Consider the following 16299-nt stretch of genomic DNA (forward strand, 5'->3'; position numbering starts at 1 on the left):
ACCCAGTGAGCACATATGCTTTGATAATGGTGGGCTGTAAAAACCAAAAAACCCATGGCATAAAGGCCATGGGCTTGACGATTAACGCAGATCACTAACGATTAAAAACGATAGCGCAGACCTACGCTGGCTGCATCGAACGTGTAGGCAGACTTATCGAGGTAGCGCATATAGTCAGCGCCGACGGCTAAATTCGGTGCGACGTCAAATTCTGCGCCGCCGCCATACGAGAAGCCACTTTCACGATCACTGTTAAAGTCTACGTCTGTCACGCCCGCTAAGCCGTAAATGCGAACGTCAGGGGAGACGGGGAAAATACCTTTGGCATAGGCACCCGCTAAATAATCCAGCTCAGCGCCACCGTCGGAGCCGCCCGTACCTAAGTGCCCTTCTAGTGCGAAGTAATCGTTAAACTGCGCGCCGCCGCGAAGGCGTAGGCCCACGGAATCACGCGAAGAGCCATTGTCTGGATCAAGACTCCAGAACATCGCATCACCGCCTACGTATCCTTGTGGATAGTTGAAGGATTGCTGTGCTTGAGCAGATGCTGCGAACGTACCTGCGCCAACCAGGAGTGCCGCGGATGCTAGTGATAATACGGACATCTTCATAGGTTGTACCTCAGTTAAAAAACAGTGTTTCCTTACTCCACTGCATTGTGGTCCATTCCTATCAATAACGCAAATATTTACCGTCCCTTGGATAAGCTAAGCACCACAATCCCCCCGACAACGACCGCACCACCGACTAGCTGCCCAGGGCTAAGCATTTGATCTAAAACAAAATAACCGAGCACCAGCGACGCTACTGGTTCGATGTTCATTACCGGCGCATTACGCGCCATATCAAGCCGAGGTACAAAAATAAATAGAACTGAAAATGCCGACCCGTACAGCAGAGCAAGTAGCGCAAGCCCTAACCAACCCGCGCTATTTTCAGGCAGGCTCATGCCTCCCGGAACGACACCCGCGATACCGCCAATGACCATCGCGGTAAAAACCGTCTGCATGGTCAGCAGGCTGCGCAGCGTACTACCTACGCCGGCTAAACGGTGCTCGGTAACCCACAGCGCACAGGCAAACACAAATGCGGCCACGAGGCCAAAACAAATCCCTGCGACCCAGCCTGGCCCCATGTCATCGGTATTAGCTAACCAAGCAGGAATATCCAGCACCACCAGCAGCCCAATTAAGATAGTGCCCATAATGAGGCAGCTACGCAGCGTTGGTCGCGGGCCGCCAAATGCCCAGCTCAGCAGCGCCAGTTGAATGGGAAATGTATTGACCAGCAACAGTGCAATTACCACGGGCAGCCTTGCTACCGCTGAGTATAGGCTAACGCTCTGAATCGCAATTAGCAGCCCTACGGTTAACTGCCACGGCCAACTACCCGCGGGCAGCCACAGGCGCTTTTTCTGCACAATCACCAGCGCCAGCAGGATGAGGCACGCCACACCCGAACGCGTTAATACCGCGAGCAATAGCCCAGCACCATTATCAAATGCCAGCCGTGCAGAGACATGATTAGCGGCAAACATTGTCGCCACTGTCACCATCAGCAGAATGGCTAAACGACGCGGCAACAGATTGGGTAAAGGGGACGCAGGCATAAGAACAAAACGGCTCATAGTGGCAATGATAGTGGCGATGTAAGAAGAAAAATAGCGAGAAACGAGCATCTAGGTTCAGCATGCCTAGCTTTTATAGCCAAGGCTAACGAAATCTAGCGGCTATTTTCCGCACCGCAGCATATTAAACTAAAGTCTATATTAGTGCGCGACTTAATCCCCAAATTAACCATTTGGAGGGCACAGAAGCGAGATTGAGCAGCAGATATCAATAAAACGCCCCGAGCAGATATCTACTCGGGGCGCTAGTTGACGGCAAGTGGCTTAGCGCTGAACTTAGCTACACCAGCATGGGCACCATCGCTTCTAGTACCATTACAATGCTCATTGCCGTAATGGTCAGAATAGAAACACCAAAGACACGTTTGGCCCAACGCACGTCGTCGTCTAAACGATAGCCACGCAACGCCAAGTAAAGCCAGTACCCGCCCATGGTGAGTGCCACACACAAATATCCAGCGCCTGCCTGGCTGGCTAAACCTAATGCCAGCGAAGCAGGAATAAAGGCCACGATGTAGCCGAGGATATGGTGTTTCGCCATTTTGATACCGCGCACTACCGGCAATACCGGAATAGACGCACGACGGTAATCAGCGTAGCGAAAAATCGCAATCGCATAGGAGTGCGGCATCTGCCAAAGGCAGAAGATCACCAGCAGCATCATTGCACCGCTGTCGAACTGCCCCGTCACCGCACAGTAACCCACGACCGGTGGCATGGCCCCGGAAAGGCTACCGACTAAGGTGCCGTACTCTGAGCGACGCTTCATATAGAGACTATAAAGCCCTACATACACACCCCAGCCAATCACCGCTAAGGCAACGGTTAATCCGTTGGTACCCAGCGCCAGACATACCACACCCAACACGCCTAGCAGCGCCGAAACGCCCAATGCCTGGGTAATTGAAATGCTTCCTCTCACCAGCGGGCGATGGCGCGTGCGCGCCATCAATGCATCAATATCGCGGTCAATAACGTTATTACACGCACAGCCTGAAGCGATAATTAATGCAATCCCCACCATGACCGAGATAAGGCTAAGCCACTCAAACTGCCCCTGCACGGCAAGAAAGTAGCCGCCCAGGGTAGCAATCAAGTTGCCGCCAATAATGCCCGGCTTAGTCAGCTCAAGCAGATCGCTACAACGGCTAGGCGTTGTGATCAGCCGATCATCATGTTGAGATGCAGATGCTGCATGATCCACAACGAGCCTCCTATCACTAGGACAAGTATCGATATTGTGAAAACGAAGGAAAGCATGTTCCAGCCATCCTCAGACTTGAAGTTCAAGTGCATGAACATAACAAGCTGTACCAATACTTGCAGAATGGCCGTTACAACGATAATACCGACGTTGATTGGCATGCTGAAAGAGCCCAGCATAATGGCGCCAAAAGGGATAATAGTCAGCACTAACGACAGCACGAGGCCCGTAACATAGGACTTTACGGAGCCGTGATCAGACGGTTGGCTAGAAGAGCTCATATCACAGCACTCCCATCAAGTAGACGAAGGAGAATACACAGATCCAAACGATATCCAGGAAGTGCCAGAACAAGCTCAAGCATAGGATACGCGGGCGCGTTTTATCAGTCAGTCCTTTGGTCGACAGCTGTACCAACATCACTGCAATCCAGATCAAACCAAATGTTACGTGCAGACCGTGCGTGCCTACCAACGTGAAGAAGGACGATAGAAAGGCACTACGATCCGGCCCATAGCCTTCATGGATCAAATGATTGAACTCATAGAGCTCCATGCAGATAAAGCTAAGGCCCAACAAGAACGTGATACCCAACCATATTTTCACCTGGCCAATGCGGTTGGCATTCATCGCCAACACGCCCATGCCGAAGGTAAAACTACTGATCAGTAGCGCGAAGGTGCTGACCAAAATAAGCGGCAGTTCAAAAATGTCTGCGCCGGTCGGTCCACCCGCCGTGCCCCTCATGAGCACGGCGTAGGCTGCGAACAGTGACCCAAAGATCACTAGATCGCTCATTAGGTAGACCCAGAAACCAAACACTTTGGTACCAGCGGCATCGTGGTGCTCATGCTCTTCAGCATGGGCATCGAGATGTTGTGTTTCAGTAGCCATTACGCCTGGGCCTCCACACGTTGTTGATGGGCACGCTCGATACGCTCGACCTCAGCTGCTGGCACGTAGTAATCGATATCGTCGTTAAATACCCGTACCAAGAAGCTGATCAGCATACCAATGACGCCAAACCCTGCCAGCCACCAGATATGCCATATCATCGCGAAACCGAAGATCATCGCAAATAAACTGATGATCACACCTGCTCCGGTATTTTTGGGCATATGGATATCGGTATAAGGCGCTTCTTCTAGCTGCTCGTTGCTACGCTGCTTTTGCGACCAGAAGCTATCGATATCGCCCACAACCGGTAAGCGTGCAAAGTTATAGAACGGCGCAGGTGAGGAAGTAGACCACTCAAGCGTACGACCATGCCACGGGTCACCAGTAACATCCGCATTCTTCTTGCGGTCACGAATACTGACAACGAACTGGATAATGGTGCATAGAATGCCTAGTGCAATGATAACCGCACCTACCCATGCAAGAATCATCCACGGCTGCCATTCGGCATTCGGGTAGGAGTTCATGCGGCGTACAGCACCGAAGAAGCTCAGTACGTAAAGCGGCATAAAGGCAACATAGAAGCCGACAAACCAGCACCAGAACGCACGTTTGCCCCACTTCTCGTCCAGCATGAAGCCGTACGCTTTCGGGAACCAGTAGGTCAGACCCGCCATCATACCGAACACCACACCACCGACGATAACGTTGTGGAAGTGGGCAATAACGAACAGGCTGTTATGCAGCACGAAGTTGGCCGCAGGTACTGACAGCATAACGCCTGTCATACCGCCGATAGTGAAGGTGATGATAAAGCCCAGCGTCCAAAGTACTGGCGACGTCAGCTCCAGGCTTCCACGGAACATAGTGAACAGCCAGTTGAACACTTTCACACCGGTGGGGATGGCAATAATCATCGTCATTATGCCGAAGAAGGCATTGACGTTCGCACCCGCCCCCATGGTGAAGAAGTGGTGCAGCCACACAATAAAGGACAGCAAGGTAATGGCGATTGTCGCCCACACCATCGTCATGTAGCCAAACAGCCGTTTACGGGCGAATGTGGCGATAACTTCAGAGAACACACCGAAGGCTGGCAGAATCAAGATGTAAACTTCTGGGTGGCCCCATGCCCAAATGAGGTTGACGTACATCATCATGTTGCCGCCAAAATCATTGGTAAAGAAGTGCATGCCCAGGTAGCGATCCAGTGTCAGCATCGCAACGGTAGCCGTCAGGATCGGGAAAGAAGCAATGATCAATACGTTGGCGCACAGCGACGTCCACGTAAAGATCGGTAGGCGGAACATGGTCATGCCTTTAGTGCGCATTTTAATAATAGTGACGAAGAAGTTGATACCGGTGAGCGTCGTACCCACCCCGGATATCTGCAACGCCCATATCCAATAATCCACCCCGACCCCGGGGCTAAACTCTATCCCCGATAACGGCGCGTAAGCGAGCCAGCCCGTCGTGGCAAATTCCCCCACGAACAGCGAGATATTAACCAGCAGTGCCGACACAGCAAACAGCCAGAAACTCAGGTTATTCAGGAATGGGAACGCTACGTCGCGCGCACCAATTTGCAGTGGCACCACCAGGTTCATCAGACCAATCACCATCGGCATTGCGACGAAGAAGATCATGATGACGCCATGCGCGGTAAAGATCTGGTCGTAGTGGTGAGGCGGCAGAATGCCCTCAGAGCCACCCGCCGCGATGGCTAGCTGTGTACGCATCATGATCGCGTCGGCAAAGCCACGCAGCAGCATGATCAATGCCACAATAAAGTACATGATGCCGAGTTTTTTATGGTCGATGGAGGTGAACCATTCGTTCCATAGCCAGCCCCACTTACGGAAATAGGTTAACGCGCCCAACAGGGCCGCCCCACCTAAAATAGCGATAATTCCCGATATCAACAAAATGGGTTCGTGATACGGAATTGCTTCTAAGGTTAGTTTACCGAACACGGTTTACTCTCCCGCCTCGTTGCTCAAAGATTGACGAGCTTCGTGGCTATCGATGGCTGGCGCACGATTTTCATCATGTGATGGGTTTGGGTCGGTACCTGAATGAAAGCTCGACACCAGACGCTCGTAAAACTCTGGGGTAACGCTTGAGAAGTACTCGACGGGATTAAACTCAGACTGCTCCGCTAACGCTTCGTAGCCTTCTGGATAACTCAGCGTATTGGGTGATTGCGCGACTTCAGCAACCCAGGCATCGAAATCTTCGTTAGACGTCACGTGTGCGTCAAACGTCATGCCCGAAAATCCAGCACCGCTGTAGTTAGTCGAACGACCTGGATAAACACCGACTTCATTGGCGATCAAGTGAACATCGTTATCCATACCGGCCATGGCGTAGATCTGGCTGCCTAGGCGGGGAATGAAAAACGCGTTCATCACTGTCCCAGAGCTCACCCGAAAACGCACGGGCGTATCGACCGGGAAAGCCAATTCATTAACGCTGGCGATGCCTTGTTCTGGATAGACGAATAGCCATTTCCAATCCAGCGCTATGGCCTGAATCTCCATCGGCTCAACGTCGCTTTCCAGCGGCTTATGAGGATCAAGACTGTGGGACGTTTTCCAGGTTAATAGGGCAAGCACAACGATAATCGCGCAGGGCACGATCCAAATCACCGCCTCAATCAAATTGGAGTGCGCCCAGTCAGGCGTATATTTCGCGACGCTATTACTGCGCCGGTAACGCCAACCAAACAGCATCGTCATTGCAATAACTGGAATGACCACAATCAACATCAGACCAAACGATGTGAGGATCAGCGTACGCTGCTCAGCGCCAACTTGGCCTTTTGAGTCTAACAGCGCCGAGCTGCAGCCTGCTAGAAAAAGGCACAGCGCAAGTAGCACCAAAGTGCCTCGCCTACGCCACAGTGAGTGTCGTTGCATGGTGTGATCTCATCAGAGGTTCAATAAACACTAGCCAACTACAAAGTAGGCTAACTATCACCCCATACTTTTCCCAAAGCATTATCCTCAAAAAACGCCCTACCGCTGCGATTTAAAAAGGCCGTACGATGTCAATCAGCGCTATGTCAATCAGCGCTAATTAGTACGTTAACTGCTGCTTTAACCGCTACGTTTGCAACTAAGGCGCGTAGCAGGCGGCATCGGTAGCATTGCTCCGGGAAAAATATGCGCCGTCGAATGGGAATGGCGGCGGGTCTCTTTCGTCAAACGATCAAGATTGTAGCATTCTCTACTGGTCTGGGTCATGCAAGAAGTGGCGCTTTGACGCACCCCAAGTAGTTGCTGTTTGATGCTATTGCCAAAGCGCTTATGCGATGCTAACAGTGGGCACATCACCGCCGGGATTGGTTAGTAACTGCGGCGCGCCCTTCTCATCGGTAACGATTACATCAAAATCTTCCAGCGAGGCGAAGTAGGCCGGCCGAATCACGCCAAACTTGCTGGCATCCACCACTAATAAGCGCTGCATCGCCGTCGAAATGGCCGCCTGTTTGGGCGCCACCTCATGAAAGTGGAAGCAGCTCACTCCGCGCGCAAGGTCCACTCCCGCTGCCGAAATGAGCGCTTTGTTAATACCCAAACGCTCAATAGCCGCGGCCATCGTATCGCTGCCAAACGACTGGGAAACTGCATAGAATAGCCCACCCAATAGCACTAAGCGCACGTTGGGTAATGCAGCGACCGCATTGGCCACATTGAGCGCATAGGTCACCACCGTCAGTTCTTGAAAATGGCTTAACTGACTTAATAGCGGGATAAGCGTCGAGCCGCAGTCAATGAACAGCGTGTCGCCCTCCTCGATAAACGTAAGCGCGTGCTGGCAAAGCCGATATTTGGCTTGGTAATGGCTATCCTGCTGCTCGGTTAAATCATATTTAGGGATTGCGCTAGCGTAGTTCGCCATAAAGAGGCGCCCACCCAGCAAACTAATAGCAGAGGGCTGGGTAGTGAGATCGCGGCGAATAGTCATTTCCGAGACACTGCACAGCTCTGCGGCATCGCGCAAATGCAGGGTGCCGCCACAGGCAAGCGCTTCCTGAAGCCTGCTAATGCGCAACGCGCTACGGCCATTAATAGTGGGCATCCTCTTACGACCCCTCTTCTTATGATGACTGCGACATCCTTATCGCACTCATTCTTCACTGACGGCTTTTGATTCTATGTTGAGCGAACGTCGGCGTCATTGCCACTGACTTATTTTCACGGACACGACGACTTTTTATGCTCCGACGCCCTAAGCAAAAGAAATACCAAAAGCAGGTAGTAGAACGCTTGCAAATCCGCGTTATAAAAATAACACTAAATGTTATAATTTTAACATTAACGCCAGCCCGCACGATTCTAACCTCGGATAGCCACCCTCTATGGCTCCGCACTAACTTTTGTTGAGGCTTTCATGACTACTCGTACACGCTCTTGTACACCCTCTCGCACCTTGCCTCTGATTCCGCTGGGCGCTGGCGTAGCTGGAATATTAGGAGCCACCTTTGCCACGCCGCTACTGGCAGCCCCCGCTCAGCCTAACTCTCTTAATCCGCTCTGGTCCTTTGCTAACGTCTCCGTTAACTACTTGGACTGGTCGAACGGCACCGAAGCCCGCACGGCCTCTAACGCGGCAAAAAGCGACTTTATGTTTCTCGAAATCGAAGGCGGCGCTGGCTTTAGCTGGGGCGAATTTTACGGTTTTTTTGATTTCGAGAACCCTACCAACGACCAGTTTGATGAGTCCAGCGGTGGTAAAGACAACTTTCGCACTGCGGGCAAGCTCACGTCGCACATTTATTTAGGCGACAGCCCGCTGTCAATTTACGCCCACCTTTACGACTTTCGCGACTATGGTTTTGAAAGCCGTGAGCAGGACCAGGTGCTGGGCTTAGGCTACCTCACTACGTTTGATAACGGCCTATGGTTTAAACCGTTTATTGGCGCTGCTCGCGTGCAAAGCGATGGTTACACCGGCATGAACGGCTACATGGCAGGCTGGGTGGCGGGTTATGATTTCACTGCACTCAATCAGAACTTCAGCGTGACCAACTGGCACGAGCAAACGTTTGGCCGTGATGACGAGTATCTGGAGCAGAACTATGTGGGCGCTTCCGCAGGCAGCGTAGGCACCAACGGCGCCTTAAGCCTGTGGTGGCACCCGAGTGATTTGATCACCACCGGCATTCAGTATCGCTACTCAGAGAATAAGTTGGGCACTCCCAACGATTATCAAAATGCGATGATTTACTCCGTCAAGCTCAACTTACTATAAGCATTTACAACCAGTAAGCTTTTGTAACCCGCGCGTCTAACCCTCGCGTACTCGAAGGATCCCCCTATGACACTCCTTATGAGCTTGGTAGGCATGGTCACTCTGGTGGCCATTGCTCTGATCTTTTCTTACGACCGTAAATCTATCCGCCTGCGCACCGTGTTGGGCGCGTTCGCTATTCAAGCCAGCATTGGTGCCTTTGTACTGTATGTGCCCTTCGGCCAGGCGGTGCTACAAGCTATATCGAGCGGCGTTAGCCAAATATTGGTCTATGCCAACGACGGTATTGGCTTTCTGTTTGGTGGCTTAGCCGACGTTGATAACGTCGGCTTTGTGTTTGCCATTAAAGTGCTGCCGGTGATTATCTTCTTCTCGTCACTGATTGCCGTGCTGTACTACATCGGCATTATGCAGTGGGTCATCCGCATCTTGGGTGGCGCGCTACAAAAAGCGCTTGGCACCTCACGCACCGAATCCCTTTCCGCCACCGCGAATATTTTTGTTGGCCAAACGGAAGCGCCGCTTGTGGTACGCCCGTTTATCGCCCGCATGACGCCTTCACAGCTGTTTGCAGTGATGTGTGGCGGCCTAGCCTCGGTTGCTGGCTCAGTACTAGCGGGTTACGCCGCGCTGGGCATTCCTATGGAGTACTTGGTAGCAGCATCGTTCATGGCCGCCCCGGGCGGGCTGCTGTTTGCCAAGCTGATCATGCCGGAAACGCAAGACGTAACGGATAGCGACAGCGTCTCCAAAGTGGAAGAAGAAATTGAGGCTCAGGAAGACAAGCCTGCCAACGTGTTAGACGCCGCCGCCTCCGGCGCCACCTCTGGCCTTATGCTGGCCGCTAACGTGGGTGCTATGCTGTTAGCCTTTATCGCGCTAATTGCCTTAATTAACGGCATCCTTGGTGGCATTGGCGGCTGGGTTGGCTTTGAATCACTTAGCCTAGAAATGATCTTAGGCTGGCTGTTCGCCCCGCTGGCTTTTTTGCTCGGTGTCCCTTGGGAAGAAGCGACGCTGGCAGGTTCGTTCATCGGTCAAAAGCTGGTGGTCAATGAGTTTGTCGCCTACATCAACTTAGCGCCGTACATTGATGGGGAACAGGTCGTTGCTGCCACGGGCCAACTAATGACGCCGCACACCATGGCGATTCTCTCCTTTGCGCTATGTGGCTTTGCCAACCTATCCTCCATTGCGATTCTGCTTGGCGGCCTGGGCAGCATTGCACCCACCCGTCGCAAAGAAATTGCTCGCTTTGGTGTCAAAGCCGTTTTGGCCGGTACGCTTTCCAACTTAATGTCGGCCACTATTGCCGGCTTCTTTATTGCGCTGAGTAGTGCCGCAAGCTAACAGCAGCAAGCACGACACCCTGTAACGGACGCTGTTGTTTTAGATCGCAGTGTCCGTTTTTTCTTTTACCAATTTGCGAGAATTCTATGACCGCGACTGCCTCCCCACAAATCGCTCAAGCCGCCCGCCAAGCGCTGACGATGATGGATTTGACAAGCCTGAATGACAATGACACCGACAGCACGATCGAATCGCTGTGCCAGCAGGTGAAAACGCCTTTCGGACACCCGGCCGCGGTATGCGTTTATCCGCAGTTTATTGTCACTGCGCAGCGCGCGCTCACTGCCCACACGCTCAATGATCAGGTCAAGATTGCCACTGTTACCAACTTTCCCCATGGCGGTGACGACATCATGGGTGCTGCCCGTGAAACCCGCGATGCCGTTGCCTCAGGTGCGCATGAAGTGGATGTAGTATTTCCCTACCGCGCGCTAATGGCAGGCGACGAAGAAACAGGACTTGAACTGGTTGAGATGTGCAAAGCCGCCTGTGCTGGCCAGGCGCTACTCAAAGTGATTATTGAGTCTGGCGAACTCAAAGAGCCTGCGTTGATCAAACGCGCCAGTGAAATCGCCATTGAAGGTGGCGCCGACTTTATTAAAACGTCGACCGGCAAAGTGGCCGTCAACGCCACGTTAGAAGCCGCTGAAATTATGCTCAACGCGATTAAAGCCAGCGGTAAAGACGTTGGATTCAAAGCGGCGGGTGGCGTTAAAACCGCTGAAGATGCGGCCGAATATTTGGCTCTCGCCAGCGATATCATGGGGGCCACCTGGGTGACGCCTGCGCACTTTCGCTTCGGCGCCTCTAGCCTGTTAGGCAACTTATTAGACACATTGACCGGCAACACCAACGCCGCCCCCATTGACGGAGGTTATTAATGTCAGCCAACGCAACCAAACATGCCCTACTTCCTCAAGAGCTGATTCGCCTTAAGCGTGACGGCCAGCCGCTGCCTGCTGAAGAGATTAAAGGTTTCGTGCAGGGCATTGCCGATGACCGCATTAGCGATGCCCAAATTGGCGCCTTCACCATGGCCGTGTTTCTCAACGGTATGAGCCGTGAAGAAGTGGTCGCACTGACTACCGCCACCCGCGACTCCGGCCATGTGATGCAGTGGAGCGACCTAAACCTGCCCGGCCCGATTGTTGATAAGCACTCCACCGGCGGCGTAGGCGATTTAGTCTCGCTAGTACTCGGCCCGTGGGTCGCTGCTTGCGGTGCCTTTGTGCCGATGATTTCTGGGCGTGGCCTGGGTCATACCGGCGGCACGCTGGATAAGCTTGAATCAATCCCCGGCTACGACCCTTACCCTGCGCCAGAACGCTTTCGCGAGGTAGTGAAATCCACCGGCGTGGCTATTATCGGCCAAACGGGCGACTTGGCCCCCGCGGACAAACGTATTTACGGCGTGCGTGATGTGACCGCTACCGTGGAATCTATTCCGCTGATTACCGCCTCTATTCTCGGCAAAAAGCTGGCGTCAGGGCTGGATGCGCTGGTCATGGATGTCAAAGTCGGCAGTGGCGCTTTTATGCCCACGCCGGAAAAATCCCGCGAGCTTGCCAAAAGTATCGCGAACGTAGCAACGCAGGCGGGCACCCCCACCACGGCCCTGCTTACCGACATGAGCCAGCCGCTGGCGCCCTGTGCCGGTAACGCTGTCGAGATTGTTGAAACACTGGCGCTGCTGCGCGGCGACCGCGCGGATAGCCGCGTGATGCAGGTAACACGTGAGTTGGCGGTGGAAATGCTGATTGCTGGCAAACTCGCAGGTTCCCGTGAAGATGCGCTTAAACAGCTTGAAAAAGCGCTAACCTCCGGCGCTGCCGCCGAAGTATTTGCCCGCATGGTGCGTGAGCTTGGCGGCCCCAGCGACTTTATGGAACGCTCTGATCACTACCTGGCCAAGGCCGAGGTGATTAAACCGGTATACGCCGAGCAAGCAGGCATCGTACAGCGTATTGATACCCGCGCCGTTGGCATGAGCGTGGTGGAACTGGGTGGTGGTCGCCTGCGTAACGACGCAAGCGTTGACCACAGCGTAGGCTTCACAGAGATCGTAGAAACTGGCGATAGCGTGGATAGTCAGCGCCCCATCGCCATGGTTCACGCCCGCGATAACGCCGCCGCAGAGCGTGCCGCAGAGCAACTGCGTGCAGCGTTTACGATTGGCGAGAGTACGGCCAGCGCCGATACCCTGCTGCAAGACACGTTTCGTGGAGAAGCCTCATGAGCCGCGCGATTGTAATCGTCCTTGATTCTTTTGGAATTGGCGCCGCCCCGGATGCCGCCACCTTTGGCGATGTAGGGGCTGACACTCTCGGCCACATAGCCGCCGCCTGCGCCCGTAATGAGGCCGATAACGCCCATCGTTCAGGGCCACTCAAGCTACCCAACATGGCCAAGCTTGGCTTATTTCATGCCCACCGCGATGCCACCGGCAGCGTGGCCGAAGGCGTGATGCTACCGGAAAGCCTGGAAGGTGCTTACGCCCACGCTAAAGAAATTTCCAGCGGTAAAGACACGCCCTCCGGGCACTGGGAAATTGCTGGCGTGCCGGTGCGCTTTGACTGGGGTTACTTCCTCGATAAAACCGACAGCTTCCCACTGGAACTGCTCGATGCCATCGTCCAAGAAGCGAATCTCACTGGCGTGATTGGCAACTGCCATGCGTCGGGCACCGAGATCATCGCCCGCCTGGGTGAAGAGCACATCGCCACGGACAAGCCGATCGTTTACACCTCGGCAGATTCGGTGTTCCAGATTGCTGCTCACGAAGAGTATTTTGGCCTGGAACGGCTGTATACGCTGAGCGAGACCGTGCGCGAACTGCTTGAGCCCTACAACATCGGCCGCGTCATCGCCCGACCGTTTGTGGGTGAGGACAGCAAGACCTTTGCCCGCACCGGCAATCGCCGCGACTACAGCGTTCAGCCGCCGGCCCCCACGGTGCTGCAAAAACTCGCCGATGCCGGCGGCGAAGTGGTGTCTATTGGTAAAATCGCCGACATTTACGCTCATTGCGGCATTACCCACAAGGTAAAAGCCAGCGGCCACGATGCGCTGATGGATGCCACGCTCAGCGAGATCAAGCGCACGAGTCAGCGTGACGTCGGTGAGCGCGCCATGATCATGGCCAACTTTGTCGATTTTGACTCGGTTTACGGCCATCGCCGCGACGTGCCCGGCTACGCCGCGGCGCTTGAAGACTTTGATGCCAAGCTGCCCACACTGCTGGCGGCACTGAGTGACGATGACCTGCTGATTCTAACTGCCGATCACGGCTGCGACCCAAGCTGGCACGGCACCGAGCACACTCGCGAATACATTCCGGTTCTAGTGTATGGCCCAGGCTTCACGCCCGGCCCGCTAGGTGCGCGCGACACCTTTGCAGACATTGGCCAAACCCTGGCCGACTTTTTCCTGCTACCGGCCATGGCCGATGGCGAAAGCTTTCTTCCTAACGCTAGCTAACGCCTAGCGCCGCTTAAAGGAGACTTTTATGGCAACCCCGCACATTAACGCCGCCCCCGGTGACTTCGCTGATACTGTATTAATGCCCGGCGACCCGCTGCGCGCCAAATACATCGCCGACACCTATCTAGAAGACGTTCGGCAAGTTAACGATGTTCGCAACATGTTCGGCTACACCGGCACCTATAAAGGCCGCAAAATTTCTGTGATGGGCCACGGCATGGGCATTCCGTCGGTCTCCATCTATGCCAAAGAGCTGATCACCGACTACGGCGTGAAATCGCTGATTCGCGTGGGTTCCTGCGGCGCGGTTCGCGACGATGTCAACGTGCGTGATGTGGTCATTGGCATGGGCGCCAGCACCGACTCCAAGGTCAATCGCATGCGCTTTAACGACCACGATTTTGCAGCGATTGCGGACTTTGATCTGACGCTGCACGCGGTGGCCGCAGCAAAGGCTCAGAACGTTCCGGTAAAAGTCGGCAATATGTTCTCAGCTGACCTGTTCTACAATCCTCAGACCGAGATGGCCGAAATGCTGAAGCGTTACGGCATTGTCGGCGTTGAGATGGAAGCCGCTGGCCTCTACGGCGTCGCCGCCGAGTTCGGTGCCCGTGCCATGACAATCTGCACCGTATCGGATCATATTTTGAAGGGTGAATCGCTCTCCAGCGCCGACCGCCAATCGACCTTCGACGATATGATGCTGATTGCGCTAGACACAGTGCTGCGCGACGACGCAGCGCGCGCTTAGGAGAAAGTGCTCATGAGTCAACGTTCTGATGAGTTAATTACAGCAGAGATCGTTTCAGAAGAAATCGTTCAACAGCTGCTAAGTGCGCAAACCAATGCCTATGCACCCTACTCGAACCACCCGGTAGCTTCAGTGATGGTGACGCCGGATGGCCAGCAGTTTGCGGGTGCCAACGTGGAAGTAGCGCACTACAAAGGCCTGTGTGCAGAAGCATCGGCTATTTCAGCGATGGTCACCGCAGGGCAGCGCCAGCTCGCGACCGTGTACGTGATGGGGCCAGGGGATCATCTTTGCACGCCTTGCGGCGATTGCCGCCAGCGTATTCGCGAGTTCGCAACGCCAGCAACGCAAATCAAGGTACTTTCCGCTCGCGGCGAGCTGATGAAAACCTACACCATGGAAACCCTGCTGCCCGACGCCTTCGGCCCCGAGCAGTTACCACCGCGTTAATCCCACCTGCACGGCATTAAAGACCAGCTCCTTCGCGGGCTGGTTTTGTGCGTTTATTGCTCGTACTCTTAGTGATGACGACTTATCGATGATGACTTATCAATGATGAAGTGTGCCGCTTAGAGCACATTCCCCTTGGAGAACGCCATGGCTGGTTTACTGCCCAACGTCGATCCCGACGGCTTGCTTGAGTACTCAGTGGTCTACACAGACCGCTCGCTAAATCATATGTCGCAGCAGTTTCAAGGCGTGATGCGCGACATTTCTGCCACGCTGAAAGAAGTCTACAGCGCTCACTCAGTGGCCATTGTGCCCGGTAGCGGGACCTTTGGCATGGAAGCGGTAGCGCGTCAGTTTGCGCTCGATCAGAAAACCCTGGTCATCCGCAACGGCTGGTTTAGCTATCGCTGGACGCAAATTATTGAGATGGGTCGCTTAACCGATCTACACACGGCGCTTAAAGCGCGGCGCCTCAATGCCGATGACGCGACTGCACCTTTTCAGCCGGTGCCCATTGATGAAGCCGTAGCGCAGATTCTTAGCGAAAAACCTGCTGTCGTATTCGCCCCGCAGGTGGAAACCTCGGCTGGCTTGCTGCTGCCGGACGACTATATCCAAGCACTGGCTGAGGCCACTCACGAAGTGGGCGGCTTGTTTGTGTTAGACGCCATCGCCGCTGGCACGCTGTGGGTAGATATGCAGACGCTCGGCATTGACGTGGTGGTGAGTGCTCCTCAGAAAGGCTGGAGCGGCTCACCCTGCTGCGCGATGGTGATGCTCTCAGAGCGCGCCACGCAGCGATTAAGTGAGACGCAGAGCAACAGTTTTGCGTGCGATTTAGCGAAGTGGCACAGCATCATGCAGGCCTATGAAAACGGCGGCCACGCTTATCACGCCACCATGCCGACCGATGCCCTGCGACAGCTGCGTGACATCATGCAGGAGACCCGCGATTATGGCTTTGCCAAGGTAAAAGAGGAGCAGCAAGCCATTGGGCATGACGTCCGCGCCATGCTGAAACGCCACGGCTTTGTTAGCGTTGCCGCTGAAGGCTTTGAGGCACCGGGCGTCGTGGTCTGCTATAACAACGATAGCGGCTTAGTGGGCAAACTGGCCCAGGCGGGCATTCAAGTAGCCGGCGGCGTGCCGCTGATGTGTGATGAAGGCGACAATTTTCAGACCTTCCGCATTGGCCTGTTTGGGCTTGATAAACTCCATCACACCCAGCGTAGCGTCGATAGCTTAGAGCAAGCAATTAAATCAGTGGCCTAATACGACAATGCC

Annotated in this window: 16 protein-coding genes; 8 read left to right on the top strand and 8 right to left on the bottom strand. The window is 54.2% G+C overall.

Features of this window, described 5'->3' with window-relative positions:
* Positions 1–101: 101 nt before the first annotated feature.
* The 8 genes from ACT3TR_RS02565 to ACT3TR_RS02600 form a co-directional block, all read right to left on the bottom strand.
* Positions 102–611 carry a porin family protein gene (locus ACT3TR_RS02565; RefSeq protein WP_096281673.1) on the bottom strand — a complete coding sequence of 170 codons (510 nt, stop codon included), beginning with the start codon at positions 609–611 and terminating at the stop codon, positions 102–104.
* Positions 612–688: 77 nt separating this feature from the next.
* Positions 689–1609 (bottom strand): EamA family transporter, encoded by a 921-nt coding sequence (locus ACT3TR_RS02570; RefSeq protein WP_096282411.1) that lies wholly within the window; start codon positions 1607–1609, stop codon positions 689–691.
* A 298-nt stretch (positions 1610–1907) separates the two neighbouring features.
* Positions 1908–2831: a heme o synthase gene (cyoE, locus tag ACT3TR_RS02575; protein ID WP_441686729.1), complete on the bottom strand. Its 924-nt coding sequence runs from the start codon at positions 2829–2831 to the stop codon at positions 1908–1910.
* Positions 2789–3112 (bottom strand): cytochrome o ubiquinol oxidase subunit IV, encoded by a 324-nt coding sequence (cyoD, locus tag ACT3TR_RS02580; RefSeq protein ID WP_444624598.1) that lies wholly within the window; start codon positions 3110–3112, stop codon positions 2789–2791. The genes cyoE and cyoD overlap by 43 nt, the downstream gene beginning before the upstream one ends.
* A gap of 1 nt (position 3113) precedes the next feature.
* Entirely contained in the window at positions 3114–3725 is a 612-nt protein-coding gene (gene cyoC, locus ACT3TR_RS02585; RefSeq protein WP_444624597.1) for a cytochrome o ubiquinol oxidase subunit III, read from the bottom strand.
* Positions 3725–5701 (bottom strand): cytochrome o ubiquinol oxidase subunit I, encoded by a 1977-nt coding sequence (gene cyoB, locus ACT3TR_RS02590; RefSeq protein ID WP_444624596.1) that lies wholly within the window; start codon positions 5699–5701, stop codon positions 3725–3727. Before cyoB ends, cyoC begins: the two co-directional genes overlap by 1 nt.
* Positions 5702–5704: 3 nt before the next feature.
* Positions 5705–6646 carry a ubiquinol oxidase subunit II gene (gene cyoA, locus ACT3TR_RS02595; protein WP_444624595.1) on the bottom strand — a complete coding sequence of 314 codons (942 nt, stop codon included), beginning with the start codon at positions 6644–6646 and terminating at the stop codon, positions 5705–5707.
* Positions 6647–7034: 388 nt separating this feature from the next.
* Positions 7035–7802 (bottom strand): DeoR/GlpR family DNA-binding transcription regulator, encoded by a 768-nt coding sequence (locus ACT3TR_RS02600; protein WP_096282412.1) that lies wholly within the window; start codon positions 7800–7802, stop codon positions 7035–7037.
* Between the two features lie 321 nt (positions 7803–8123).
* On the opposite strand from ACT3TR_RS02600, the gene ACT3TR_RS02605 reads away from it, so the two are divergent.
* From ACT3TR_RS02605 to ACT3TR_RS02640, 8 genes are all read left to right on the top strand, one after another.
* A complete protein-coding gene (locus ACT3TR_RS02605) occupies positions 8124–8984 on the top strand; it encodes an outer membrane protein OmpK (RefSeq protein WP_096281685.1) in 861 nt (286 codons plus the stop codon).
* A 66-nt stretch (positions 8985–9050) separates the two neighbouring features.
* Positions 9051–10334, top strand: a complete 1284-nt coding sequence (locus ACT3TR_RS02610; RefSeq protein WP_444624594.1) for a NupC/NupG family nucleoside CNT transporter — start codon at positions 9051–9053, stop codon at positions 10332–10334.
* A gap of 86 nt (positions 10335–10420) precedes the next feature.
* On the top strand, positions 10421–11215 hold the full coding sequence (gene deoC, locus ACT3TR_RS02615; protein WP_444624593.1) for a deoxyribose-phosphate aldolase: 795 nt from the start codon (positions 10421–10423) through the stop codon (positions 11213–11215).
* On the top strand, positions 11215–12570 hold the full coding sequence (deoA, locus tag ACT3TR_RS02620) for a thymidine phosphorylase (protein WP_444624592.1): 1356 nt from the start codon (positions 11215–11217) through the stop codon (positions 12568–12570). Before deoC ends, deoA begins: the two co-directional genes overlap by 1 nt.
* Positions 12567–13811, top strand: a complete 1245-nt coding sequence (locus ACT3TR_RS02625; protein ID WP_444624591.1) for a phosphopentomutase — start codon at positions 12567–12569, stop codon at positions 13809–13811. Before deoA ends, ACT3TR_RS02625 begins: the two co-directional genes overlap by 4 nt.
* A gap of 28 nt (positions 13812–13839) precedes the next feature.
* A complete protein-coding gene (deoD, locus tag ACT3TR_RS02630; RefSeq protein ID WP_444624590.1) occupies positions 13840–14565 on the top strand; it encodes a purine-nucleoside phosphorylase in 726 nt (241 codons plus the stop codon).
* Between the two features lie 12 nt (positions 14566–14577).
* Positions 14578–15015 carry a cytidine deaminase gene (gene cdd, locus ACT3TR_RS02635; protein WP_444624589.1) on the top strand — a complete coding sequence of 146 codons (438 nt, stop codon included), beginning with the start codon at positions 14578–14580 and terminating at the stop codon, positions 15013–15015.
* Between the two features lie 147 nt (positions 15016–15162).
* Positions 15163–16287, top strand: coding sequence for an aminotransferase class V-fold PLP-dependent enzyme (locus ACT3TR_RS02640; protein ID WP_444624588.1), 1125 nt, complete (start codon positions 15163–15165; stop codon positions 16285–16287).
* The last annotated feature ends 12 nt before the right edge of the window (positions 16288–16299 follow it).

The organism is Halomonas sp. AOP12-B1-6 (assembly GCF_052379225.1).
Lineage (GTDB): Bacteria > Pseudomonadota > Gammaproteobacteria > Pseudomonadales > Halomonadaceae > Vreelandella > Vreelandella casei.

What these genes read in the sequence shown, in the direction of transcription:
- ACT3TR_RS02625 (WP_444624591.1), top strand. Translation starts at nt 12,567, where the DNA reads ATGAGCCGCGCGATTGTAATCGTCCTTGATTCTTTTGGAATTGGCGCC.
- ACT3TR_RS02570 (WP_096282411.1), bottom strand. Translation starts at nt 1,609, where the DNA reads ATGCCTGCGTCCCCTTTACCCAATCTGTTGCCGCGTCGTTTAGCCATT.
- cyoC (WP_444624597.1), bottom strand. Translation starts at nt 3,725, where the DNA reads ATGGCTACTGAAACACAACATCTCGATGCCCATGCTGAAGAGCATGAG.
- cyoA (WP_444624595.1), bottom strand. Translation starts at nt 6,646, where the DNA reads ATGCAACGACACTCACTGTGGCGTAGGCGAGGCACTTTGGTGCTACTT.
- cdd (WP_444624589.1), top strand. Translation starts at nt 14,578, where the DNA reads ATGAGTCAACGTTCTGATGAGTTAATTACAGCAGAGATCGTTTCAGAA.
- deoD (WP_444624590.1), top strand. Translation starts at nt 13,840, where the DNA reads ATGGCAACCCCGCACATTAACGCCGCCCCCGGTGACTTCGCTGATACT.
- ACT3TR_RS02640 (WP_444624588.1), top strand. Translation starts at nt 15,163, where the DNA reads ATGGCTGGTTTACTGCCCAACGTCGATCCCGACGGCTTGCTTGAGTAC.
- ACT3TR_RS02605 (WP_096281685.1), top strand. Translation starts at nt 8,124, where the DNA reads ATGACTACTCGTACACGCTCTTGTACACCCTCTCGCACCTTGCCTCTG.
- cyoD (WP_444624598.1), bottom strand. Translation starts at nt 3,112, where the DNA reads ATGAGCTCTTCTAGCCAACCGTCTGATCACGGCTCCGTAAAGTCCTAT.
- ACT3TR_RS02565 (WP_096281673.1), bottom strand. Translation starts at nt 611, where the DNA reads ATGAAGATGTCCGTATTATCACTAGCATCCGCGGCACTCCTGGTTGGC.
- deoA (WP_444624592.1), top strand. Translation starts at nt 11,215, where the DNA reads ATGTCAGCCAACGCAACCAAACATGCCCTACTTCCTCAAGAGCTGATT.
- deoC (WP_444624593.1), top strand. Translation starts at nt 10,421, where the DNA reads ATGACCGCGACTGCCTCCCCACAAATCGCTCAAGCCGCCCGCCAAGCG.
- ACT3TR_RS02610 (WP_444624594.1), top strand. Translation starts at nt 9,051, where the DNA reads ATGACACTCCTTATGAGCTTGGTAGGCATGGTCACTCTGGTGGCCATT.